18 protein-coding genes are annotated in these 25571 nt (G+C 35.1%); 11 read left to right on the top strand and 7 right to left on the bottom strand.

Annotated elements, in window-relative coordinates:
* Positions 1–80 precede the first annotated feature (80 nt).
* Both PL77_RS24060 and PL77_RS24065 read left to right on the top strand, forming a co-directional pair.
* A complete protein-coding gene (locus PL77_RS24060) occupies positions 81–635 on the top strand; it encodes an ECF-type sigma factor (protein ID WP_044211134.1) in 555 nt (184 codons plus the stop codon).
* Positions 636–2924, top strand: a complete 2289-nt coding sequence (locus PL77_RS24065) for a serine/threonine-protein kinase (protein ID WP_044211136.1) — start codon at positions 636–638, stop codon at positions 2922–2924.
* 114 nt (positions 2925–3038) lie between these two features.
* On the opposite strand, the gene PL77_RS24070 is transcribed toward PL77_RS24065, so the two are convergent.
* Positions 3039–3449: a MerC domain-containing protein gene (locus tag PL77_RS24070; RefSeq protein WP_044211137.1), complete on the bottom strand. Its 411-nt coding sequence runs from the start codon at positions 3447–3449 to the stop codon at positions 3039–3041.
* A 230-nt stretch (positions 3450–3679) separates the two neighbouring features.
* Between PL77_RS24070 and PL77_RS24075 the strand changes: the two genes are divergently transcribed.
* Positions 3680–4654, top strand: a complete 975-nt coding sequence (locus tag PL77_RS24075; protein WP_044211139.1) for a DUF1989 domain-containing protein — start codon at positions 3680–3682, stop codon at positions 4652–4654.
* 71 nt (positions 4655–4725) lie between these two features.
* On the top strand, positions 4726–5226 hold the full coding sequence (locus tag PL77_RS24080) for a transporter suffix domain-containing protein (protein ID WP_044211142.1): 501 nt from the start codon (positions 4726–4728) through the stop codon (positions 5224–5226).
* 147 nt (positions 5227–5373) lie between these two features.
* Here PL77_RS24080 and PL77_RS30980 read toward each other — a convergent pair whose 3' ends face one another.
* From PL77_RS30980 to PL77_RS24095, 3 genes are all read right to left on the bottom strand, one after another.
* Complete coding sequence (locus tag PL77_RS30980) at positions 5374–8730, bottom strand: cyclic nucleotide-binding domain-containing protein (RefSeq protein ID WP_052444685.1); 3357 nt, start codon at positions 8728–8730, stop codon at positions 5374–5376.
* Positions 8731–8888: 158 nt separating this feature from the next.
* Entirely contained in the window at positions 8889–10661 is a 1773-nt protein-coding gene (gene rho / locus PL77_RS24090; RefSeq protein WP_044211145.1) for a transcription termination factor Rho, read from the bottom strand.
* 211 nt (positions 10662–10872) lie between these two features.
* Positions 10873–12219, bottom strand: coding sequence for a neutral/alkaline non-lysosomal ceramidase N-terminal domain-containing protein (locus PL77_RS24095; RefSeq protein WP_044211147.1), 1347 nt, complete (start codon positions 12217–12219; stop codon positions 10873–10875).
* A 204-nt stretch (positions 12220–12423) separates the two neighbouring features.
* Here PL77_RS24095 and PL77_RS24100 point away from each other — a divergent pair, with 204 nt between their 5' ends.
* The 6 genes from PL77_RS24100 (at position 12424) to PL77_RS24125 (ending at position 20057) form a co-directional block, all read left to right on the top strand.
* Entirely contained in the window at positions 12424–13104 is a 681-nt protein-coding gene (locus PL77_RS24100) for a DUF4136 domain-containing protein (RefSeq protein ID WP_044211149.1), read from the top strand.
* 41 nt (positions 13105–13145) lie between these two features.
* Positions 13146–13733, top strand: coding sequence for an outer membrane beta-barrel protein (locus tag PL77_RS24105; protein WP_044211151.1), 588 nt, complete (start codon positions 13146–13148; stop codon positions 13731–13733).
* Positions 13734–13879: 146 nt separating this feature from the next.
* Complete coding sequence (locus tag PL77_RS24110) at positions 13880–14344, top strand: hypothetical protein (RefSeq protein ID WP_156152515.1); 465 nt, start codon at positions 13880–13882, stop codon at positions 14342–14344.
* Positions 14345–14569: 225 nt separating this feature from the next.
* A complete protein-coding gene (locus PL77_RS24115; RefSeq protein ID WP_044211155.1) occupies positions 14570–15154 on the top strand; it encodes a TlpA disulfide reductase family protein in 585 nt (194 codons plus the stop codon).
* 222 nt (positions 15155–15376) lie between these two features.
* Positions 15377–19249, top strand: a complete 3873-nt coding sequence (rpoB, locus tag PL77_RS24120; RefSeq protein WP_044211156.1) for a DNA-directed RNA polymerase subunit beta — start codon at positions 15377–15379, stop codon at positions 19247–19249.
* A 364-nt stretch (positions 19250–19613) separates the two neighbouring features.
* On the top strand, positions 19614–20057 hold the full coding sequence (locus PL77_RS24125; RefSeq protein WP_044211158.1) for a DUF5606 domain-containing protein: 444 nt from the start codon (positions 19614–19616) through the stop codon (positions 20055–20057).
* A 51-nt stretch (positions 20058–20108) separates the two neighbouring features.
* Here PL77_RS24125 and PL77_RS24130 read toward each other — a convergent pair whose 3' ends face one another.
* From PL77_RS24130 to PL77_RS24140, 3 genes are all read right to left on the bottom strand, one after another.
* Complete coding sequence (locus PL77_RS24130; RefSeq protein WP_044211161.1) at positions 20109–20522, bottom strand: two-component system response regulator; 414 nt, start codon at positions 20520–20522, stop codon at positions 20109–20111.
* Entirely contained in the window at positions 20519–22138 is a 1620-nt protein-coding gene (locus PL77_RS30985; protein ID WP_052444686.1) for an ATP-binding protein, read from the bottom strand. The genes PL77_RS24130 and PL77_RS30985 overlap by 4 nt, the downstream gene beginning before the upstream one ends.
* Before the next feature lie 202 nt (positions 22139–22340).
* Positions 22341–24023, bottom strand: coding sequence for a DNA polymerase/3'-5' exonuclease PolX (locus PL77_RS24140; protein WP_044211163.1), 1683 nt, complete (start codon positions 24021–24023; stop codon positions 22341–22343).
* A 177-nt stretch (positions 24024–24200) separates the two neighbouring features.
* On the opposite strand from PL77_RS24140, the gene PL77_RS24145 reads away from it, so the two are divergent.
* On the top strand, positions 24201–25496 hold the full coding sequence (locus tag PL77_RS24145; protein ID WP_216595937.1) for a DUF1566 domain-containing protein: 1296 nt from the start codon (positions 24201–24203) through the stop codon (positions 25494–25496).
* The last annotated feature ends 75 nt before the right edge of the window (positions 25497–25571 follow it).

The following is a 25571-nucleotide window of genomic DNA, read 5'->3' on the forward strand; positions in this document are numbered from 1 at the left end:
TAGTAATTTGAAAGGATAAAGATAGAATTACGCGACATTCTATTTTGAAATTGATATTATAAAAAAATACTCTTCTCACTATGAAAGAAAATATAACTCAATTATTGAATAATAGAACTTTGGATGAAAGAAGTGATAAGATCTATCCATTGGTATATGAAAACTTGCACTTAATTTCTGAAAAACTATTTCAAAGAGAATCCAATAAAAACACACTACAACCCACACTTTTGGTCAATGAGGCCTATCTGAATTTGATTGATCAAGATAATATTGAATGGCAGGGAAAAACACATTTCTATGCTTTGGGTGCAAGAGCGATCAGAAGAATTTTAGTGGATCATGCCCGAAGTAAAAATACGGTAAAAAGGGGTGGAGACTGGAATAAGGTCGATTTCGAAAATGCGATTATTTTTAATCCAGAGAAAAGTGATATGACTTTGGCTTTAGATGAGGCAATCGAACACCTAAAACAAAAACACGAGCGTCAAGCGGAAGTGGTAGAGATGAAGTTTTTCGGAGGGATGAAAATGCAAGAAATTGCAGATGAGTTGGGTGTTTCTATCAAAACTGTTGAGGTAGATTGGACAGTAGCCAAGCAATGGATCAGAATGTTTTTAACCAAAGAAATATAGATGAGTGATAACTTACATGAAAAAGCAACGTCGTTGTTTGGACAGGTGATTGATCTCTCAGAAGCTGAAGGTAGGGCATTTATAGAAAAGGAAACAGAGGAAGATAGTGAGTTGAGAGAGTATACTTTAAAACTGTATCTCTCTTTTTTGAAGGAACAGGAAAACTTTAGTGATAATGAACCTCAAAAGGAAGAAGTCACAAAAAAAGAAATTGCTCCTTTTAATGATGTAGCACAGAAAAGTCTTAATCTATCAGAAAAGATTAAGAAAGTTCCTAAAAAGAAAAACACCATAATTGTAGTTATTCTTTTACTGTTTATTTCTTCATTTTATGTTTATGCTACTTATATCCGTAATCAGCTTAAAGAGATGGAGGTCAATGAGCACATTGCCATTTTAAAAGCGAATAAAACAATTCTGAATCAATGGGTGGAGAATCAGAAAATGAAGGTAAAAGATATTGCTTCTTCTCCACTAGTCCAGAATGCTACACTACAACTCAATTCACTTTACAATAAAGATGGTAATGATTTTTATAAAATTGATACAGTCACTCTTCATTCTATCACAGAAAAATTAAGTCGCTTAAGTAAAAGTGAGAATATATTAGGCATTGGGATCATTCATAAAAGTAGTCCGATGACATTGATAAGTACTGGATTATTGGATGAAAAATCTCATTTATCATTATTCAATGGAAAATTTTTAGCCGAAGGAGCTTATCCCGTTTATATGAAAGTGATTGATGGAAATACTGTTTTTTTTCCACCAATTGAATTAGATAAACAGGTCTATTATGAGCATCAGCTTCAAAGTGAATACGTGTCAGAGTGTCATTTTGCGACACCCATTATCATTGATGATCAAATAGAGGGTGTTTTTAATATGAGTCTTGTTTCCAAGAAAACTTTCGGAAAGTTGTTTAGAAGTACAATTCATGGCAATTCTTCAGAAGTATATGCAGTCAATAAAAAAGGGCAGATGTTGACAACAAGCCGTTTCCTAAAAGACCTTCAGCAATCAGAAACCCTAGATTTCGACACCACAAAATCAAGCATTTTAAATATTGAATTGAAAGTGCCGAATGAAAATGAAAGTACGGCATTGTATAAAATCATCCATCAAGACTTGAACTCTTCTTCACCAAAGTTTAGTGGTACTCTAACAGAACCTTATATCAATTATTTGGGTAATGAAGTGATTGGAGCTTGGGTTTGGTTTCCAGCATATCAGATTGGTTTGATTCACGAACAGAATTACAGTGAATTCAACCGTTCCATTTATCTTTTCGATTCTACTTTCTTACTTATCGTTTTTATAGCAGTCATCCTTGGTGTGATTGTTATTCGAAGTAACTTCAAATTAGATATCCTTAGAAAAAAATACACTGAACTACAGGAATTAGGGCAGTATCAATTAATAGAAAAAATAGGCGAAGGAGGCTTTGGAAAGGTGTATAAAGGAGAGCATCGTTTATTGAAAAAGCCTGTAGCGATTAAGTTGTTGAAGAAGGAATTAAATGGAACAGATGCCTTAGATCGCTTTAAAAAGGAAGTGATGGTGATGGCCTCATTAGATCATCCTAATACCGTAAAAGTATATGATTATGGTACTAGTGATGATGGACAGTTCTATTATGTAATGGAATATCTAAATGGTATTTCTGTAGAAAGTATGCTTGGAAATAAGCATGCGATCTCGATTAATAGAGGAATTCATATTCTGTTAAAAGTCTGTAGAAGTTTAGAAGAAGCACACCTCAAAGGGTTATTGCATAGAGATATCAAACCTGCCAATATAATGATTTGCAATCAAGGAGGTGCTTATGATATCGTAAAACTATTGGATTTTGGTCTAGTAAAAGAAATGAACACAAAAGTGAGTCAACAGACTAAAATCAATAGAATTGGAGGTACCCCAATGTTTATGGCTCCGGAACGGTTGCACGATCCTTTTAATGCTGATACAAGGCAAGATATTTATGCAATTGGAGCTGTAGGATTGTATATGTTTAGCGGTAAATATATTGTGGAATTAATTTCACAGAAGATGTTGATGGGACAAGACTCTATTGATAACCTGCTGACCGAAGATATTTTCAAAGACATTTCACTTCCTCCAAAACTGATTCAATTGCTATTCAGTTGTATTAGTTTCAATGTGGAAGAACGGCCAAAAGATATACGAAGTTTGATTGAAGCATTAGAAGTTTTAGGTCAGGAATATCCATGGTCAGAAAAGCAAGCCAAGGAATGGTGGAAAGAGTTTGATCAATATTCTTATACATAACAAAAGAGCCAATAAGCATCTACTTATTGGCTCTAACTTTAGAATTATGTAGTATTTAATATATAATAGAGGTAATTCAATTTCTTCTAATTTTCATTTCATACTAAATTTTTTTTAGTGCTTGCATTCTTTCAAATTCATCAAATGACTTCCTATCAACACAAATGACATAGTATAAGAAACAATACTTAGCCAAGTAGGTTCAAAACCGAAATATTTAGAAATCATACTTAAACTATAGATAAGGTAACTACCCCACATGATGTTATTTCTAGTTTCTTTTGAACCACATTTTCTTGTAGAAAAGTAAACAGCAATACCACTAACCACAATCATGGAGAGATCAATTATACCCCAAATATCTAATTGATGAATGTGATCATGATGATGATGTGAAGAATGTGAAATCACAGAGCTTCCTATCATAATACCCGATGTAATAATACAATGCACCAAGCATACAAATGATCCAGTAATTCCTATCTGATCTGTATATTTTATAAATCTTTTTTGTAGTAAATCCATAGCAATTTTATTGTAAGATGAATAATTGAGTAATTAACTCCTTTCATAATCAGATGCGTTAGAATTACTAAATCCCCTATATAAAGAGGAAAATACCTTGTGATTAGACTGTTTAATAGGTGTATTCGATCTTTAGTGTTAAAAAAGGTTAAACATATAGAGGTTTTATTATGCTCTACCGCCTATGTGAGTGAAAACAAAATAAATGCGAAACAAAAAAAATTAATACTATGACAACGCAAAACGAAAGCTACAACGCTGATATCGATCCAGTAGAACAATTTGCAAGAGGTGTAAAACCAAATGTTGAATTTTATGAAAAAGTAAGAGCTACAAAAACAGAGAATACAAGAACTCTTGTTTACGAAGATGTTTTAGAGAAACATACTGGTAACTCTTTTTATGCAAAAGCGGGTCAGGTAATCAGAATTGAGCAACGTCCTCACCAACATAATGGTAGAACACAAATTGCGGATATACTATTCTTCACTCCTGACTTAGAGCAATGGTCAGATCACTTAAGCACTACAGCAGTAGCAGGCTTCTCTCCTTCAATTTACGGTTCTCTTTGGACACAAAGTAAGTATATGGAAAAGATCGTGACATTAGTTGAAGATGAGTATCCTTACGAATTATTAGAAGATCTTGACAATGGAATGAAAGTACAGCACATGTTCTTCGCTGCACATTGTTCAAAAGAATACAATATGTGTGCATATGGAAATGAAGCAGTTCATATGAATAGCTGTCATGAAAATTTCATTCAAGCATTGAATAGAATTCCCGCTATTGCAGCAATTAAAGATGAGGAGGAAAGAATGAAAAAAGTACAGTTTCTTGCGGATAGAAACGACTTGAATATTTTCCAACCCAATCAAATTATCCCAGATGAAGAGGGTGTAACGAGAGGAAAAATGTTCTTGTCTCCTTCTGTACCTGACGGAACAGGTTTAGAATTTTATTGTGAAAAAGACTTGTATTTGGTAGCAAGTAATTGTCCTTATGCAGATCAGAATCTTCCATTCCATGAAGCAGACCCTAACCCAATTTACATTCAGGTTTACGAGACTGATATAAAACCACATAGTGAAGATCACTTAGGCATGGTAAAAGGTGATGAATGGGAACAATTAGTCTACAACAAATTCAAAACAGGTGAAAAAGATATTTCTGTGAGAACGCCCGAAAGCTTTAATAACGCCTAGATATTTGCCATTTCACGGAAGTCTTCTTCTGAGGGCTTCCCTCTTTCAATCCATTAAAAATATAAATAGATATGAATACTTCAATCAAAAGTAAAATAGGTTTAGGAATAATCGTATTAGGCGTAATATGTCCTGTATTTGGTCTCATTGTACCTTTCTTGGGATTAAGTAAGGCTGTTACAGCTACATTAATTACATTTTTTGTAGTAGGAGGACCCGAAATTTTTCTATTAATAGGAGGTCTTTTAGCCGGTAAAGAAGGTGTTCAAATTGTAAAGAAGAAGATAAAAAGAATTTTTGGATTACCAGAAGAAGATTATCCTGCTACTTCATCACAATATAGAATTGGAGTGATATGTATGATCGCTTGGTTTTTCATTACAGTTGTTCCAGGCTATTTCCCAAGACTATTTGAGATGCCTTTCATAAGAGATAATCTTCTTTACCTTTCAATAGGAACAGATCTACTTTTGATTTTAGGAGTATTTGTATTTGGAGGTCATCAAATGATGACAAAAATTGGAGATATATTGAGATGGCAATCTTGGGTATTGCCCGAAAAGAAGAACTAAAAGTTCTAATATTGAGTGAGATATATATTAAGAGTGCTTCGTCTTTTGATAAGGCACTCTTTAATTACACTTAAAGTCTAAGAACAAAAACAGTCAACCTGATTTAGGTAAATACATAAAGGGTATCTTTCCTCTTCATTCAAAATGCTATTTTTTCGAATAATTACTCTGACTTCTAATACGTTGTCCTAAAGTCTTAAGAATCCCTTGCATCAAACTTCTTCTATACCCCATCAGAGCAAGGAAATCATCCTGCTCAATAGTCATCAATACAGAATCTTTGGTAGTAGTAGCAGAAAGTGATCGTGGAGAAGAATCCAATAAACTGAGGTCACCGAAAAGGTCTCGATTCATTAAGTTGTTAAAAGTGAATCCACCATCATGTAATTTTACCTCTCCTTCATAGATAATATACATTTCTCTACTCTCCTCTCCTTTCCTAAAAATAGTGGTATCTCTAGGAAGTCTGACCTCATGCATAATACTTGCAATGTCTACTAAAATGTGCTCAGGAATTTCTCTGAACAATGTAGTTGAACGTAATAAAATTACTTTTTCAAGTTCTAATAATGGTTTTGTCCCTTCGTTTAATATGCCCATAAGCCAATCTTTTCTTTCTTTAGAAACCAGCTCATCTAAAGATTTTGATACTGGTAAATCTTGATAATCTTCTATTCTTTTTAAGCTGATTAAAGCGGGTTCAATCAGTTTGATATCGTCTTTATTTAATATCTGACCGATGTATTTCATCAGACTTGGAGACATTGAATCACGAATACTAATTAATGCTGTAATTTTTGTCCAAGTGGTAAATAAAGGTCGGTTAAAACTATAAGGTCTGATAATCCCTAAGGTAATACTCAATGGATCAACAAGGTTTGCGGAGTAATAGTCGCCTAGTTTTTGCATTTTCATTTCTAGGCTATAATATCCCAAAACAATAATCAGTTTTTGGTAGATCGAGGAAGGCAGGGTTTTCCAAAGGTTTTTTTCAATCTCTGCATTTCTTAATATCATTTCTTGTTCAGTATATTCAAAAAGACGCTTACTGAAAGAAGTGGCTTTAAACAGTTGATCTCCTTTACCTGCGATCATAAACTCTTGGATTGTTCTAATTCCTTCTTCGAGTAATTCTAGCTCATCTTCTAAGGCTTTAGATAGCATTGTGCGTGAAGGCTTTTCGTGTCTTAAAACGACTATAGCATTACAAAGCCAATAGTAATTTTGAAAGAAACGTTCTAAATGTTTATTCAATACCTGGAAATCCGTTTCTGTTTTAGGTCTATACTTTAATCTTTTGAGTGCATTGTAGGCAGCCATTCTCATAAATGGCCAAGGGTAATCTACCAATTGCCATAAGATTTCATAGGATTTAGGTGTATCAATCTTACCCATTACTTTACATAATGTGATCAGATAGACATCTTCTCTCCTTTTATTGACAAATAATTCGTTTTCAATAATATCCAGACAGTCTTCCCCATATTGAATTAATGTTCTCAGTACGGTATCATTAAACTTATTTTCTTTCAGAAGATTAATCAATAATGGAATATGAATAGGGCTTTTTACTATTCCCGCTATTTTTATTCCTTCCTTAATTAATAAATCATCCCCACCAATAATTGCATCAAAAATGTAAGGCTCGCTTTCTGAAGGAGATACTTTTGCTAAGATTTTTAAAGCAAATAACTGTTGTTTTGGGTTCTCTGATTTCAGCGTGTTTTTAATATAATTGAGTGCTATTGTTCGCTGTTCCTCAGATTCTGAGGACAAAAGTCCATATAATGCACCTTTTCTGATTTCCTTATTATCATCATCAATCCAGTCAATGACTTCTTTAATAAATGTTGGATCACTTTTACAAGTGCTGATAATAGCTTTTTTTCTTACCCTAGGATCAGGATCTTTTAGAGCTAATGTTTTTATAGCTTCTTCAATCTTAGGCGTTTTGATCTCTTCATTAAAAGTAATAGAAAAATACCTTACCACTTCCTCTGGATGACGAAGCATATGTAAAAGTACCGTCTCATTCTTTTTAGGATTGATCATGGTATTTGCTTCCAATGCATAGATAACATCCTCAGGTCTATGAGAAATCAACTTATTCACCAAAAGACGATTGACCTCTTGATCGTGTGTTGCAATTTCATAACTTTCAATATCCCTTAATAAAAATGCACGTCGGATGATAACTCTGTAATCTCTAGAAACAATTTTGGCACAAAGCCACCAAGCTAGCAAAAAGCTAATAGTTAGCCATACAATAACAGGACCTTCTCTGGAAGGGGTGTCAGCATCGACAATCCATAAGAAAAAGCCTGATAGAATTAAACCTAAGGAACCAAAAAAGCCTCTTAAAATACCAAAAGTAAAACCTCTATGTTTTTTCTGAATTGGTCTTAACAAGGAAGGAGTCACTGTTGTTAAGATAATATTTCTAGTAATGATAAACACAATGGCCACCAAAGTAAGCATGATGGGTATTTGTGGTGGACTAAACCTTAAAACGAGGTAAGTGAGCACCACTACACATAGCAGAATAAGAGGTGGTATGGTCAGTAATTTTTTGATACCTATATCTTGAAGCTTTCTTGAAGAAAAGAAAGGTGTGATTGTAGCCACAATAGCATAGGAGATGATTAATAATAATGCTAGAGCAATTAATCCTTTTTGAGGTGTAAAGAGCGATACTCTTAAGTCTATCATAAAGAAAAACTCTACAATCCCCCAGACACAAGCCATACAAACTGTCAATAAACCTAACTTTAAGACATAAGGGTTGGAGATACCAAATGCCCAAAAACTATCAGGAGTAAATTTCCTTGAAGGTCGAGTTACTTTATCATGATACTCTTCCAGCTGATCATCAATGTTACTATTTTTTAGTGATTGCCAAAGCCCCCACCCAGATAAAAGGTAAAGTGGAATAGACCAAAAAGCCATTGCAGATAAACTGAATAAATTAGATCCAACCAAAACTATAATAAAACCGGTGAGCTTGGCAAACACTTTAAATGATTTAGCTTGTTCAAGTACCTTTCTTCTTTCAGGTGTGTTGGAATAATTTTCGATAATAGTCCAGTAAGTACAATCTTCGAAGAAAATTAGAAGTTTGATTCCTATAATTAATCCTTGTATGACGAGGTAACCATTTTCGCTTAAACTTAAATACCAAATAAAAACACCAATCAAAACTTTTATTAAACTATAAGTGGCATTAAGGTGTTCTACTCGAAAACGGCGTTCGAGATAAGCTAAAAGCCTTGCTAATAAGAGGATAATGATTCCACTGAACATGAAAGCATAAGGCAAATTATCAATTGCTCTTTCCTGAAATAATGTAGTATAAACGATTGAAAATATAATAGCTAAACCAGCTCCTTCTGTCACAAAAAAGAGGTTCACCCAATTGGGGTTTTCCTTTCTCAATAATTGATAGAGTTTGCTAAAGATATTGTTCTTCGGGAGGTAATAATAAAGTTTAGAAGCAATTGAATTCATTTCTTATAATTCAGTTATCACTTGTGAAAAAATGCTTCTGATGAAAACATCTAATCATGTTTTAATTTGAAGTGTTTTTGCTTTCAAAAGATAGTAGAAAAAAAAAGCCGAAGCAATTAAAAAATTACTTCGGCTTTTCAGTTATATATTAAATCTTCTTACTTGTTCATTGAGATCAAGAATTCTTCATTTGTTCTTGTTCCTCTCATGTTACTTTGTAAGAATTCCATTGCTTCTGTCGACTTCATATCAGACATCATTCTACGCATAATCCATACACGTTGTAATGTATCTTTGTCCATCAATAAATCTTCTCGACGAGTACCTGACATAGGAATATCGATAGCAGGATAAATACGCTTGTTTGCCAATTTTCTATCCAACTGAAGTTCCATGTTACCAGTACCTTTGAATTCCTCAAAGATTACCTCATCCATCTTCGATCCAGTATCAATCAATGCAGTTGAGATGATCGTTAAAGAACCACCATTTTCAACATTTCTTGCTGCACCAAAGAATTTCTTAGGCTTATGTAGTGCATTTGCATCCACACCACCAGAAAGGATCTTTCCAGATGAAGGTGTAACAGTGTTATATGCACGAGCTAAACGAGTAATTGAGTCTAAAAGAATGACTACATCGTGAGAACATTCTACCATTCTTTTTGCTTTCTCCAATACTAATGAAGAAACCTTAACGTGCTTATCAGCAGTCTCATCGAATGTAGATGCAATTACTTCAGCGTTTACACTACGTTGCATATCTGTCACCTCTTCCGGACGTTCATCGATCAGTAAGATGATCAAATAGCATTCAGGGTGATTTTGTGCAATAGCGTTGGCCACTTCTTTCAATAGCACTGTTTTACCAGTTTTCGGTTGTGCTACGATCATACCACGTTGACCTTTACCAATTGGAGCAAACAAATCCAACACACGAGTAGAGTAGATTTGTGGCTTTGTAGAAAGGTGTAACTGATCTTGTGGGAAAAGTGGTGTTAAATATTCAAATGGAATACGATCACGAATTTCTTCTGTCGTTTTTCCGTTTACAGTATCAACTCTTAGTAAAGCAAAATACTTTTCACCATCCTTTGGAGGTCTTACATTACCTCTTACAGTATCACCCGTTTTCAAACCAAATAATTTGATTTGAGAAGGAGAAACATAGACATCATCAGGACTGGCTAAGTAGTTATAATCAGAAGATCTTAAGAATCCAAAACCATCAGACATGATTTCTAGAACACCTTCACTACTGATTACACCATCAAAATCCTTTACAGAAATTTTCTGTACAGGTTTTGGAGGTTCAGTAGCCTTTTGCTCAATGGCTTTATTTCTTTCCTGTTGAAGTGTAGGATTTTTCTCATCCGATTCGTCATCTAAGAACATATCGAAATCAGGCATATCATCTAAAGGATCAATACCTAAATCTATTTCTTCCCAAGACATAATATCATCATGAGTAATTGGCTTTGGAGTGTTAGATTGACCAGGGTTACTTTTTTGACCTTTAGCTTTCTTTGGATCTTGATTTTTACCTCTCTGATTAGTGTTCCCTTTCTTAACATTTTCTCTTTTCACCCTTTCTCTTGGTGCTGCAGAACGTTTGTTTAATCGGGCTTTATCAGATCTGTTTTCTGGTTTCTTTGTTTGATTAACGGGCTTTTCGCTCTCTGGTTGAGGAGCATTTTCTTTATCGTTATCGTTAGAGGCAGTTGGCGTAACTTTCGGAGTTTGCTCTACTTCTTTTGGTGCATCAGCCACAGGTTGTGCACTCTCATTTTTTTCTTGAGCCTTGATTTGATTTTCAATTCTCTCAATGAGTTCTTTCTTACGAAGGTTACTGAAATTTTTCATGCCAAGACTTTCTGCAATATCTTTCAACTCAGATAGCAGTTTAGCCTCTAGTAGCTTTCTTGTATACATAAAAATAATGATGACAGTGTTTCAGACTGTCGCTATAATGAAATACTTTATGAAGAAACTTAATTTATATTATTAAGATTGTGTGTGAGATAGAAGCTATCTACATCGTAGTCACCTTACCGGAAGGAAATAGGCTTTGTCGTGACTTTCTATATTATAAGCAAATCTAAGTTATCCTGTTTAATTTCACAACTGAAATGATAAGATTGCTTTAATTTCTAATCAATTTTTCAATAACATCCCCAAAATAAGCACCATATTCAGGTCCTACCCAGTTCATTTCTCTGATTTCATAGCTCTGTAATGAGTCATAATAAGCATCACAAGTAATGTAACCAACATAATTTCCATTAAAGCTAGATAGCATGAAATGTTTATTATGTTCTTTTGCTAACGAGTCAAATTTATAATCCAATGCAATCTCTCCTGAAAAATCAGAGGGAGTACCAAACCAATCTATATCTCCTAACTTGAAATAGGTAATATCGCCTTCCAGTCCTCCAGAAGCCATTTTAAATACCCAATCTCGAACTTTTAGATTTTCTTCAATTCTTACTTGAGAGGGTCTGAAATTAATGGGAACCTTATGAACACTAGCGTCTACAATATAATCAACGGTGGTATCATCCCATTTTTTTAATATAGAATCAGATAGTGCTTGCCCCATGTGCTTGATCATTTCAAAGTCTCGTTCTCCATGCGGGCTATTAGGGCCATGACTTGCTACCATTCCTGCACAATACATTGCAAAGTCAATGGATGGCTGTTTTTCTAAATAATCGATAAACTCACCTGGATAATCTCTTGAATAGACCCAGAAGTCCATATTTAAACAAGTGGCATGGGCATTATAAGTGGTGATAATTGCTCTTTTTCCATCTGTTCTGCTGATTTTAATAGCACGGATAGAGTTTTCTTTACGTCCTCCATCTACAATTCTATTTCTTACCCAATCAGGTGATTCGGTTTGTATAAAACCAATTCCTCCTTTCGATTTTGTATTACGAGCTTTTTTTATGGCATTAAACGAAGCTTCTGTTATCTTTTGAGTTGCTGCTTCAGAATATTTACCCATCGATAGGCTTCCCAATGCTGAAGGATCAAATCCACCCATACCGTTGTGTGTATGTATTGCAGAGAAAAGGACCTGATCTGTAGTAAGGCCAATAGTTGGTAATAGTTTTTCCAAACGCTTTCTTACTTCAATAGGGAAAATCATCAGGTCTAATGTAAGAACAAAAGACTCTCTTACTCCATCGTCAAAGGCAAAGGCTCTAGCATACAGAGAATCCCTTACTGCTGTATATACAGTTCTGAAACCATAACCGGCTACAGGTAATACGACATTTTTAGGAATAATGGATTGAGCTGCCCACCCTACAAGAAGAGTATCTTGTGTAGAAACTTCTTTGTGTATTGCAGATATAATATTATCTGTATTGATAATGGTGTTTTTATATTCTGCAGTGGAATGTAATGGCGTTCTGTCTATCCTGCCTATTAAAAAGGAAATGAATATTAAAAAGCCGAGAAGAAAAAAACTAATTTTTTTTTTCAAGAATACGGGAGTTTTAAGTCTATAAATAGTAACGTCATAAAAATACAGAATCCCTTTTTACTAATACTAATTTTGTCTTTAAAAGTTTTACTATTGTATTAACAGTATACACTTGCTCTTTTTGTGTGTTAATTGTAGTGGTTTTCAGAAAAAAGTCATTTATCTTTAGTAGTGTTAACATTTGTAATAACTCATTTTTTAATCATGAAAACACTTTTTCTTAAAGCATTTATGCTATCAAGTCTAATCGCATTATTGCAAAGCTGCTACCCAGGTGGGGCTGAATATACAAGCGATTTAGATATTGCGATCTCACGATACGACTCAGTAGAAAGTCTGAGAGCATATCGTACCTATTATTTAGTAGAAGATTCTATTGCTGTTACTTCAAACACCAAAGATACTTTAACTTTAGTACAACAGTTAGCTGTTCTTGCTAATGTAGATACTCAGCTTCAAGGCATTTTGGAGTTGGAAAAAGTAACAAAGAGTGAATTGGAGTCTGGGACAAAAGTACCGGATCTTTTCATTCAGCTTTCACAAATTGCAGTACAGCAATCAGGATTTGTATGGCAACCACCCTATTATCCAGGTTATCCAGGTTGGGGATACCCAGGTTGGGGATATCCAGGATATCCGTGGTATGGTGGAGGATATTCTTATTATTCTTATAGTAATGGAACCATCCTTCTTGACTTTATTGATGTAGAGCAAACAACAAAAGAAAATGAAGGGATTGGAAATGATGAGGTACCAGTCCTTATATTAGGATGGCAAGGAGCTTTAAATGGCGTTCTTTCAAGAGCGAATAGCGTACCTTTGATCAATGAGGGTGTTGATGTTTTATTTGATCAATACAATACAGCTAAAGCAGGCACCGAATAATTCAAAGTCAACCTCCAATCTATTCATAAAGAACTTAAATCATGAAAAAATATATTATAACTCTCTTGTTGGGATTGACAGGATTTTATGCTTCTGCTCAACAATCAGATTTCATTTTAACCTATCAAATGGCTTTGCCTTTAGGGAATACAAGCGATTACATTAGTACCTTTAGTGGTAGAGGTGTTGGCTTGGAATGGAAGAAGCATTTGCTCACTACTCCTGTATCTTTTGGCTTTTCAGTAAACTGGAATGTTTTATATCAAAAAGTAGATGACCGTTACAATAGCCCAGAGGAAGGAATTGTGGCAGACGGTAAACAATATAGATATCACAATACAGTACCGATTTTACTACATGCTAACTATTATTTTAATGAAGATGGAATCGTTAATCCTTTTGTGGGTGTAGGATTGGGTACTTATTATATAAACCAAAGAACTTCATTTGGCCAATGGGCTTTTATTGAACAAAACTGGCATTTTGGTGTAGCACCAGAGGTAGGTGTTGTTGCAGATGTTAGTTCTTCTTTCAATATGTTGTTTACTATTCGTTATAATCATGCTTTCAAAGCAGGTAATGCGACAGATCATTCTTATTTAGGATTTAATGTAGGCTTTGTTTTCTAATTGAGGAACAATGACTAATTAATTTTCTATTCTAAATTATTGAATATGAGTTTTTAAGGAATATTATTAAGGAAACACTGTAACCTTATTTGTTCCTTTGAGTATTAAAGAGTTATAAAAACGAATTTTAAGCACGATCTACAGTAATGAAAAAATTATTAATAATAGCATCTCTTCTTTTAGGGACATCAATGATGGTTAACGCACAGAATATAGATGCGGAAACAATTAAGTCGGTTATTAAGACGGAAAAAAGAATTTTCTTTATGGAGAATATGGATTTATCTCTAGAAGAAGCAACAAAATTTTGGGAATTATATGATAAGTTTGAGTTAGATAATTCAGAATTATCAAGACAGAAAACTAAATTATTTGAAGACTTGATTAGTGAAACAGATGGTATCACTGATGAAGAAGCATTAAATATGGTAAATGAGCTGATGGTGATTCAACAGAAAAACCTAAAGTTGAAAAAGAAGCATATCAAAATGATGCAAAAGGAGTTATCGCCCAAAACGGTTGCTCGTTTTTATCAATTGAATGAATTGGTAAATAGTTTCTTAAAAACTCAGATATTAAGTGAATTACCTGTAGTACAAAGTAAGAAGTAATCAATTTGCTTTAAAAATAAATTATAGATGAGAAGCCTCAGAATCTTGAAATAGAGAATACTGAGGCTTTTTTATGTAAAAAAATATTACTCCTTATCACTAATTCCTATATTATTTTTGTAAGTAAAATGCTGATAATACGTCAAAGTATTGATACTACTTCAGGTATTTGAAGGGAGTCATTAAAAAAATAATTCGAAACAGTTTAGAATACGTTGGTTGAATATGAATATTTCAAAACAATCCATCATTAAAGAACTAAAATCATGGGGTTTTTTCGTTATTCTCTTGGGAGGACTATATATTACAGGAGCCTTGCCGGAAGTGTCTGCAATGATACAAAGAGGTTTATTAATGACAGGACTTATGAATGCCTCTTCTTCAGAAGGGTATGTTGGGAAGACCGATTACAGTTGGCAACTAGCAAAGTTTGAAACAGATCAAGCTGTGGACTTTGCATCGTTCAAAGGGAAAAAGGTATTTCTAAATGTATGGGCATCATGGTGTCCGCCGTGTATTGCAGAAATGCCAAGCATAGAAAAGTTATACCAACATTTTGAAAAAGATGATAATGTAGTTTTTATTATGCTGAATGTAGATGAAGATAAAGAAAAAGCGGAAAAGTTTCTAAAGAGAAAAGAATACACCTTTCCAGTTTACCGAAGAAGAACTTCTACCCCATCCGTGTTTCAAAGTAACAGCATTCCGTCTACTTATGTTATTAATGAAAAAGGAGAAGTTATTTTTAAACATCAAGGTTTAGCAAACTATTATTCAGATAGTTTTATAAATATGCTAACAATACAATGACATTTCTTAAGTTATTTAGTATTGTTGATAAAACTTATGCCAATAAGAGTATGACTTTAGTAACTTTTGTCTATATTTGCAAGTTGCATGTAAAATATATTATTTGCATCGGGCAAAATAGTCTATTTACTTGCAATAATTTACATTTTGGCGCCTCTGTTTAGGATGGTACGAGATACCGTATAAGCAGATAGTTTTTGAAACTTAAAAAAGAATACCACCTTGGCAACATTCAAGAACGGTAGAAAGAATTTTGCATCAGCAAAAAGAGTACTGGGCTACCCAGACTTCTTAGATGTACAGTTTAAGTCTTTCCACAATTTCTTCCAAATCGACACTCCACCGGAACTACGTGAAGACGAAGGTCTTTACAAAGTATTCATGGAGAATTTCCCAATTACAGATTCTCGTGAGAACTTTAATTTGGAATTTATTGATTATACAATTGATCCTCCTAAATACACTGTTGATGAGTGTGTAGAAAGAGGTTTGACTTTTAGTGTACCTTTAAAAGCTAAGTTAAAGCTTTCTTGTAGCGACGAAGATAACGAGGATTTTGAAACCATCGAACAAGATGTGTTCTTAGGAAACATTCCTTACATGACTCCTCGTGGATCGTTTGTAGTTAATGGTGCAGAACGTGTAATCGTTTCTCAGTTACACAGATCTCCAGGTGTGTTCTTTGCTCAATCAAAACACACTAACGGTACTAAACTTTACTCAGCGAGAGTAATTCCTTTCAAAGGATCATGGATCGAATTTGCAACAGACGTTAACAACGTGATGTATGCTTATATCGACCGTAAAAAGAAATTCCCAGTGACGATGCTTCTTCGTTCGATCGGTTATGGATCAGACAAAGACATCTTAGATCTATTTGAACTTTCTGAGGAAATCGAGGTAAATAAAACAAACCTTGCTCAGTTAGAGAATAGAACATTGGCTGCTCGTGTTCTTAAAACATGGACAGAAGACTTCGTAGATGAGGATACAGGTGAGGTAGTTTCTATCGACCGTAACGATGTTATCTTGGAGCGTGATCATATCATCTCTGAGGAAGATCTTGAATTGATCGAAGACGCAGGTGTTAACTCTGTGATCGTTCATAGAAAAGATATCAACATCAACGATTTCCGTATCATCTTCGATACATTAGCAAAAGATAATTCAAACTCAGAGAAGGAAGCGGTACACCAAATCTACCGTCAACTTCGTAACACTGAGGCTCCTGATGATCAGACTGCACGTGATATTATCAACAACTTGTTCTTCTCAGACAAACGTTACGATTTAGGTGAAGTAGGTCGTTACAAACTTAACCGTAAGTTACAGTCGGAGACAGGCATGGAAGTGCGCGTACTGACTAAAGAAGATATTGTCAAAATCATCAAGCACTTGATCCACTTGATCAACTCTAAAACAGTAGTTGATGATATTGACCACTTGTCAAACCGTCGTATCCGTACGGTGGGTGAGCAACTTTACTCTCAATTCGGAGTAGGTTTAGCTCGTATGGCACGTACTATTAAAGAGCGTATGAACGTTCGTGATAACGAAGACTTTAAGCCAGTTGACTTGGTAAATGCTCGTACGTTATCATCAGTGATTAACTCGTTCTTCGGTACCAACCAGCTATCTCAGTTCATGGACCAAACTAACCCTCTTGCAGAGGTAACGCACAAGCGTCGTATCTCAGCATTAGGACCAGGTGGTTTATCAAGAGAGCGTGCAGGTTTCGAGGTTCGTGACGTTCACTATACGCACTACGGTCGTCTTTGTACTATTGAGACACCAGAAGGTCCAAACATTGGTCTGATTTCATCTCTTACGGTATATGCTAAAGTAAACAGCATGGGATTCATTGAGACTCCTTACCGTAAAGTAACAGACGGTGTTGTTGACATTGAAGATGAAAACGTTACTTACATCTCAGCAGAAGAGGAAGATGATAAATTTATCGCTCAAGCTAAGACAGACTTAGATGAGAACAACCGCTTCACTGAAGAGTTTGTAAAAGTACGTTATGAGGGTGACTTCCCGCTTAAAGCGCCAGAAGATATCCAATATATGGACGTTGCTCCAAACCAAATTGTATCGATTGCCGCATCATTGATTCCTTTCTTAGAGCATGATGATGCCAACCGTGCATTGATGGGATCCAACATGCAGCGTCAAGCCGTGCCATTATTGAAGCCTGAGGCTCCAATCGTAGGTACTGGTTTGGAAAGAAACGTAGCAATTGACTCTCGTACTGTAGTTCTTGCAGAGAAAGACGGTGTGGTAGATACAGTTGATGCGAATGGTATTCATATGAGATATGATCTTACAGAGGACGAAAAGTTAGCTACTTTCGAAGACGATGTAAAATCACACAACTTGGTGAAGTTCCGTAGAACGAACCAGGATACTTGTATGAACATGCGTCCTATCGTGAAGAAAGGACAAAGAGTAAAACAAGGTGACGTTCTTTCTGAAGGTTATTCTACTGAAAATGGTGAATTGGCAATTGGTAAAAACTTACTAGTAGCCTTCATGCCTTGGCAGGGATATAACTTTGAGGATGCGATTGTAATCTCAGAGCGTGTAGTACGTAATGACGTTTATACATCACTTCACATTGTTGAACATGAATTAGAAGTGCGTGACACTAAACGTGGTGAGGAAGAATTAACTTCTGAAATCCCTAACGTTGGTGAAGACGCAGTGAAAAACCTTGACGAAAACGGTATTATCCGTGTAGGTTCACGTGTTCGTCCTGGTGATATATTAATTGGTAAGATTACTCCTAAAGGAGAATCAGATCCAACTCCAGAAGAAAAATTATTACGTGCGATCTTCGGTGATAAAGCAGGTGATGTAAAAGATGCATCAATGAAAGCTTCACCATCATTGATCGGTACTGTAATTGACACACGTTTATTCGCTCGTCCTAAGAAGGACAAAGAGATGCGTGCTAAAGCCAAGAAAGAAGTTGAGTTATTGAAAAAGCAATACTCACGCGACTTGAAAGGTTTAGAGAATAAGATGATGTCTAAATTGATTGAATTATTGGACGGTATGACTTGTGAAGGCGTATTCCATAAATTCGGTCAAGAAGTGATGAGCAAAGGAGTTACTTTCTCTGATGCAAACATCGCTGAAAACATCTTCTCTGGAGAGAACCCATTCCGTGATGATTCTAGTTATGCAGTTCCTGAGGAAGTGAACCTAATCGGTGACCTTATCTTAGACAACTGGACGTCTGATGCTCGTATCAACGAATTAGTACGTGCTACTGTGAAGAACTACGTGAATGCTCGTAACGAAGTAACAGGTTACTTCAAGCGTGATAGATTTACACTAGAAGTAGGTGACGAATTACCAACAGGTATCGTGAAGCTTGCTAAAGTTTACATCGCTAAGCGTCGTAAATTGAAAGTAGGTGATAAGATGGCCGGTCGTCACGGTAACAAGGGTGTTGTTGCGAAGATTGTTCCTGAAGAGGATATGCCATTCTTAGAGGACGGTACTCCAATGGATATCTGTTTGAACCCTCTAGGTGTACCTTCACGTATGAACATCGGTCAAATCTATGAAACTGTTCTAGGTTGGGCTGGTTTGAAAATGGGTAGAAAATATGCGACTCCAATCTTTGATGGTGCTTCTGAAGAAGAAGTAGTAGCAGAATTGAAAGAAGCAGGTTTACCTGACTTTGGTCGTGCTCAATTATATGATGGTTTAACAGGTGATCCATTCCACCAAAGAGTTTCTGTTGGTGTGATGTACATGCTGAAACTAGGTCACTTAGTTGATGATAAGATGCACGCCCGTTCTATTGGACCTTACTCGTTGATTACTCAACAGCCATTAGGTGGTAAGGCTCAGTTTGGTGGTCAGCGTTTCGGTGAGATGGAAGTTTGGGCATTAGAGGCATTTGGTGCAGCTAATGTACTTCGTGAAATCTTAACTGTGAAGTCTGATGACGTTCAAGGACGTGCGAAAGCATACGAGGCAATTGTTAAAGGTGACAATATGCCAAATCCAAACGTTCCAGAATCATTCAACGTATTAGTGCACGAACTTCGCGGTTTAGCACTAGAGATTACGCTACAGTAATTCTGGTCTCAACAAGACTAAAAAGCCAAAATGTATATATGAAAAACCTGTGGAGAGCTCTCCATGGGTTTTTTCATATTTTAAACATTTTGATATTGTGTGTGTTTTGTTGAATAGTTACTCCCATCAATTGATCATTTACTGCTTTAGCAATAATACTATCTATTTCTGATGACCTAAAACTTGCATAAAAACGCATTAATCAAGCATGGGTTAATAATTAATGACAGCTATTTATTGAGAAATCATAAGATGATTTATTAAATTGCGTAGCATTTTTGATAAGAAAAATCGGTAAGTCCATGAACTCTATTATTGTATTAATCGTAGAGTACATGAATGTAATGATATAAAATAATTAAATATGAATTTAAAAGATATTGCTTCAGTAGCTGGTAAACCTGGCTTATTTAAGATTGTTAAACCATCACGTACAGGTGTAATTGTAGAATCTTTAGAAGTAAAGCCTAAGAAAACTATTGTGAATGCAAGCCAAAGAATCTCTATTTTGAAAGAGATTTCTATGTATGTAACAGGTGAAGCTGAAGAATCAGTAGCTTTAGAGGAAGTTTTCCAATCGATCAAATCTAAATTTGGTGTAGGTATCTTAACTGATATTGATACAAAAAGTGAAGATGACTTAGAAGATTTTATTACTTCAGTATTACCAAACTGGGATCAAGACCGTATTTACACTTCTGATATTAAAAAATTAGTGACATGGTACAATAAGCTTTCAGAGTTTTACCCTGAAGCTTTAGAAGATACAGAAGAAGAATCAAAAGACGAAGAAGCGTCTGCTGAGTAATAGTCATTCTTTCTATGGAGAGGCTTGAAAATTATGATTTTCAAGCCTCTTTTAGTTTGGGAAAAACTCTTCTAATACATTTTGAAAACCATCTTTTGTCAATGGTTTAGTCATGAATTTTTTGACTGCTGGATGCTTCTCTCCTCTACTCTTATCATCCGGATTTAAGCTTGTTGTGAGCATTACTACAATCGTGTTATCAACAAGTTCAGAAGGCATACTTTCAAACTCATCTAGAAACTCCCAACCATTCATTCTAGGCATATTAATATCTAGAAAGATTAGAAGAGGTTCATCTTCATCAATAATTTGCTTCTTAAGGAAATCAAGACCTTGTTGGGCCAGCATTTTAATTTCAATTTTAGCATCAGTTAGCTTTGATGATTTAATGATCATTTCGTGAAGAAAATTTACAGGTTCATCATCATCTATTAATAATATTTGGTTCAATTTTTCTCGGTTCATTCTTCTTCTGTGTTAATAGTAAAATAAAAAGTACTACCTACTCCAACTTCTGATTCTACCCAGATTTGCCCATGGTGTAGGTCAATAATTTTTTGGCAATGGGCTAGTCCAATTCCTGTACCTTCACCATCACTTTTTGAGGTGAGTCTTTGAAAAATAATAAAGATTTTCTGTCGGAATTTCTCATCTATACCAATCCCATTGTCTTGGATCCCAAACATCCATTCACCGTCTATGTGAGCAGATGAAATTTTGATAAAAGGAGCTTCGGTTGGTTTTCTAAATTTAATAGCATTACTAATCAAGTTTTGGAATAATAGTCTTAACTCAAGCGGATAGCCATAAACGACTGGCAAATCAACATATTCAATGATGGTATTAGTTTCTTCGATGACAACTTGCATATCGTCTTGAACATGGCCCAGGATTTCATTGATGTTTACTCTTTTTAATTCTCTGTTTTTGCCAAGCCTGGAATATTCAAGAAGTCCATGAATAAGCATTGACATCCTTTTGGATGCTTGACCAATATAATAAATAAACTTTTTAGATTCTTTATCTAATTGAGAAAGATCTTGCTCTTGTAGTAAATCAGAAAAACTTGAAATAGTTCTAAGAGGCTCTTGTAGGTCATGGGATGTAATAAAAGCAAACTGTTCAAGCTCTTTGTTTTTTCCTTGTAATACTTTTTGAGCTTTTTCCATCTCTTCTATCCTGATATGATCTAATTGATACATATACATATAGTCCATAATTATCCCTATAAATGGAATAACATATGAAATTGATTTCAAGAAGTGTGCAATGTTAAAATGTTCATCAAAAAGTCTATCTGACCCTACAGCCATATGAATTTGAGTTGCAATTGCTGGAAGCATACTCCACAAAAGTGCCTCAACAAATACTCCTGGATCCTTCCTTTTGAGTGTTGGAATAAGGATTGTAAAAAGAATAACATAAAGGACCAAAGGAATAATATCGTAAGGTCTGCTGATCCAAAAATTAGGGTAATATGTATTCGGTAAGGCAGTTGCAACAGCACAATAGTGGACAATACCGTATGTAATAATAAATACAATAAAACAGATTACCCACATAATATGGTTCTTTCTATACTTAAGAATTACATCGTTATAGTTAATAACAAGGGCGATGCCTAATAATAGTATTGTAGAATTGAATATTCTTGAAAGGGTCCAGGTAAATGGAATAAAGTTATCATTAAAAGCAATAGATTCAATGATATTAGCTGCTGCTAAGGTATGAAAGGCATCCATACATCCTGCAAAGAAGAGTACAATACCTATGATTGGAGCTGTAGTATTACCGGTCATCTTATATTGGATAAAACTTAAAGCAGCAGTTGAAAGGGCGATCGTAACGCCACTCCATTCCAATATGAGATGAACGAAAAAGCCAATATACTCTTCAAAAATAAGAGAGCGAACACTTACATTGTCTAATAATGAATCTTCGATATGATGAATTGAAGGGTTTCCAAAATTAAAAAATGTAAGCTGCATTATAAGGGGAGCTATACTTACAAAAATCGTAGCCCCTATAATTCCTCTTGGTAATTTAGCAATGTACTTGCTGGTTTCTTCTGTTTTTAACATGCAATTAAAGGGCCTCTAAAATTAGTTCAATAAGATACTCATTTTTAAAAAGGGCCCCTACAATCTACTTGCAATTTCTATAGATGTTAAAATCAATTATTTATAAAGTACTTTTTATGTACTAAATTCATGAAACATTACATGCAAAAATGCCGAAATGAACTTTCATTCACTCGGCATTTATATGAATAATTATACTATTCTATTTTTTTCTGGATTGGAAGTATTTATCTATTTCTTCTCTATTAAGAGCATTAAATGTCATCTCTTTACTAAGTCCTCCTTTTTGGCCTACGAGCAATCCGTAATGCATATCGTTGTACCCCTCTACAGCATGAGCATCTGGGTTTAACGATAGTTTTACGCCTTTTTCTAGTGCATAATGTACCCATCTCCAATCAAGATCTAAACGCCATGGACTCGAATTAATTTCAATGACTACACCGTATTCAGCACATGCATCGATGACTGCTTTATGATCGATTGGATAGCCTTCTCTTCGTAATAATAATCTTCCAGTTGGATGACCAAGGATAGTTGTTGCCGGATGTTGAATGGCTTTAATTAAACGTTCTGTTGCCTTTTCCTTTGTCATTGTCAACGGTGAATGAATCGAAGAAACAACAAAATCAAAAGTAGCCAGTACATCATCATCATAATCCAAACTACCATCAGAAAGAATATCAGACTCAATCCCTTTGAAAATTTTAAAAGGAGCTAATTCCTTATTCAATTCATCGATTTCTTGGTGCTGTTGTTCTATTCTTTCTACAGAAAGACCATTGGCATAAAAAGCTGTTTTGGAGTGATCAGAAATCCCTAAGTATTCATACCCTTGCTCTTTCAAATAAACAGCCATTTCTCTCAATGTATTCTGCCCATCAGAATAGTCAGAGTGATTATGTAAAGAACCTTTGAGATCACTATCCTGAACTAGTTCTGGGATTCCATTTTTTACAAAATCTTCATCAAAAAGACCTTCTCTTAGCGGAGCTGGGAAGAAAGGAAGACCTGCTTTTTCATATATTTCTTCTACAGAATTTACTTCTTCTTTTCTCAACACTTCAGCCAAAGACATATTTCCTTCTTTTTGTAATTGAAGGTGCTGAACAGTCGCACTTTTTTGGAAAGATAGTTTGATAAATTCTTCAGAAGAAGTTACGAATATTTCTAACAGACTTTCGTTTTCACCGATTGTACCTCTTAAAGTAAGAGGAATACTCTTTTCAAAATCAATTGAAACATCCTCATATTCCTCTATGACTTCTATAAGGGAAGATGAGCTTTCAGTTGCAATAGTGAACTGGAATGTTTCGACTACTTCTCTATGTAATGACAATGCTCCAGCCGTAGCCACCTGAAGGTTTTTCTTCTGCAGAAAAGCAATAAAGTCATTGGCTACAACTTCTGCTTTTGCATAATGCATTCGTTTACGGTTTTCCTGTAGGAAAAGTACTTGTTGAAGGATTTTAGCTTCAGTTTTAGCAGCAAAACCTTTTAACGTTTGTACTTTATTTTCTTCACAAGCCACCTTTAGTTTCTCTAAAGAATCAATTTCTAATTCTTTCCAGAGTGTAGCAATTTTCTTTGGACCTACACCACTCAATCCCATCATTTCAATGACGCCTTTTGGTGTTTGCTCTTCCAATTCGTCTAATTCCTTGAAAGTACCCGTTTCAAAAAGAGTCGTGAGTTTTTCTGCCATCGTTTTTGATAAACCCACTCCCACGAGACCGTCTTGATCTAAAGAGATTAAAGGTGTACCGGCATTTTCCATGCTTTGAATAGCTGAACTATAGGCTCTTGTTTTAAAAGGGTTGGCACCGTGCAGTTCCATTAATGAAGTCGTTAAACGGAACTTTTTGATTATATCTTTATTTGTCATTGTCTGTATTGAAATTGAGGTTTAAAGTTAAGAAAAAGAGTGATTAATGAAGAATGATAAGCCGATTTATAATAAACTTTAATTCGTCGATAAAAAGCCTTGATTGGTAGATTGTACTTCTTTCAGAATAATGTCAAGACTACATTTGAATAACATTAATCTTAAAGATCAATCATCATGAATAAATCTATTTTTAGACTAAGCATACTAACAGGACTTTTGGCTTTTATGACTTTTAGTTTTACTTCTTGTTCCCAGGAAGATGAAATCATTGAAGAAACGGAGGAAAACCCTGAAGTTCCTGGAAATAATTTGCCTGATATATCAGGATACCCGGTTGTGGGAACGAATCAAACTACCTTTTTTAATAATTCACAAGCCACAACAACACAAGTTGAAGGAGATGATTTTTATGGTCAGAATGCGAACTATTTAGGTAATGTACCTTCTTATACAGACAATAACGATGGCACGGTGACGGATAATGTTACGGGCTTAATGTGGCAGCAGAGCTTTGACCACAATGGAGATGGAACGATTGATGTCAATGATAAACTGACTTACAATGAAATTCTAGCTTTAGTAGAAAATGGTTTCTCTTATGCAGGCTATTCTGATTGGAGAGTACCAACAATCAAAGAGATGTATTCACTGATAATGTACAGTGGAAAAGATATTGCTCCAGAAAGTACTTCAACGTCAAATTTGACACCCTTTATTGATAACAGTACTTTTGAATTTGCTTATGGAGATGTAAGTGCGGGTGAAAGATTGATCGATATGCAATGTGCCACGACCAATGTTTATGTGAGTAAAGAAGTAGAAACATTAGTATTTGGTGTCAACTTCGCAGATGGTCGTATTAAAGGTTATGGAACTAATAATCCTCATGGAAGTGGTGATAAGGCTTTCAATTACTTATTGGTTAGAGGAAATGCTACTTATGGTCAAAATGACTATACTGATAATGGAGATGGAACAGTGACGGATAAAATGACAGGTTTGATGTGGTCAACAGCTGATAATGGAGAAGCAATTTTATGGCAAGATGCTTTGAAATATGCTGAAAACAGTGAGTTGGCAGGTCATACAGATTGGAGATTGCCGGATGCGAAAGAACTGCAGAGTATTGTTGATTATGACCGTTCGCCTGCTACACATAATTCTGCTTCTATTGATCCTGTTTTTGAATGCACAACGATTATCAATGAAAGGGATGAGGAAGATTTCCCTTGGTATTGGTCAAGTACTACCCATGAGTCTATGGCGAATAAAGGAGGAGGTAGTGCTGTTTATGTGGCTTTTGGTAGAAGCTTAGGAAATATGAACGGATGGATCGATATTCATGGTGCAGGTTCTCAAAGAAGTGATCCTAAAACTGGAGATCCCGCAGACTATGAAGAGGGCTTTGGGCCTCAGGGTGATGCAATCAGAATTTATAATTATGTTCGATTAGTAAGAACAGTAGAATAGAGTGTTTTTTGAGGTAAGAGGTAAAAGAGTATTTTCTTTCCTCTTACTCTATTTCACTAAAATACCTTTCTATTT

Source organism: Flammeovirga sp. OC4 (genome assembly GCF_000812565.1).
Taxonomy (GTDB): domain Bacteria; phylum Bacteroidota; class Bacteroidia; order Cytophagales; family Flammeovirgaceae; genus Flammeovirga.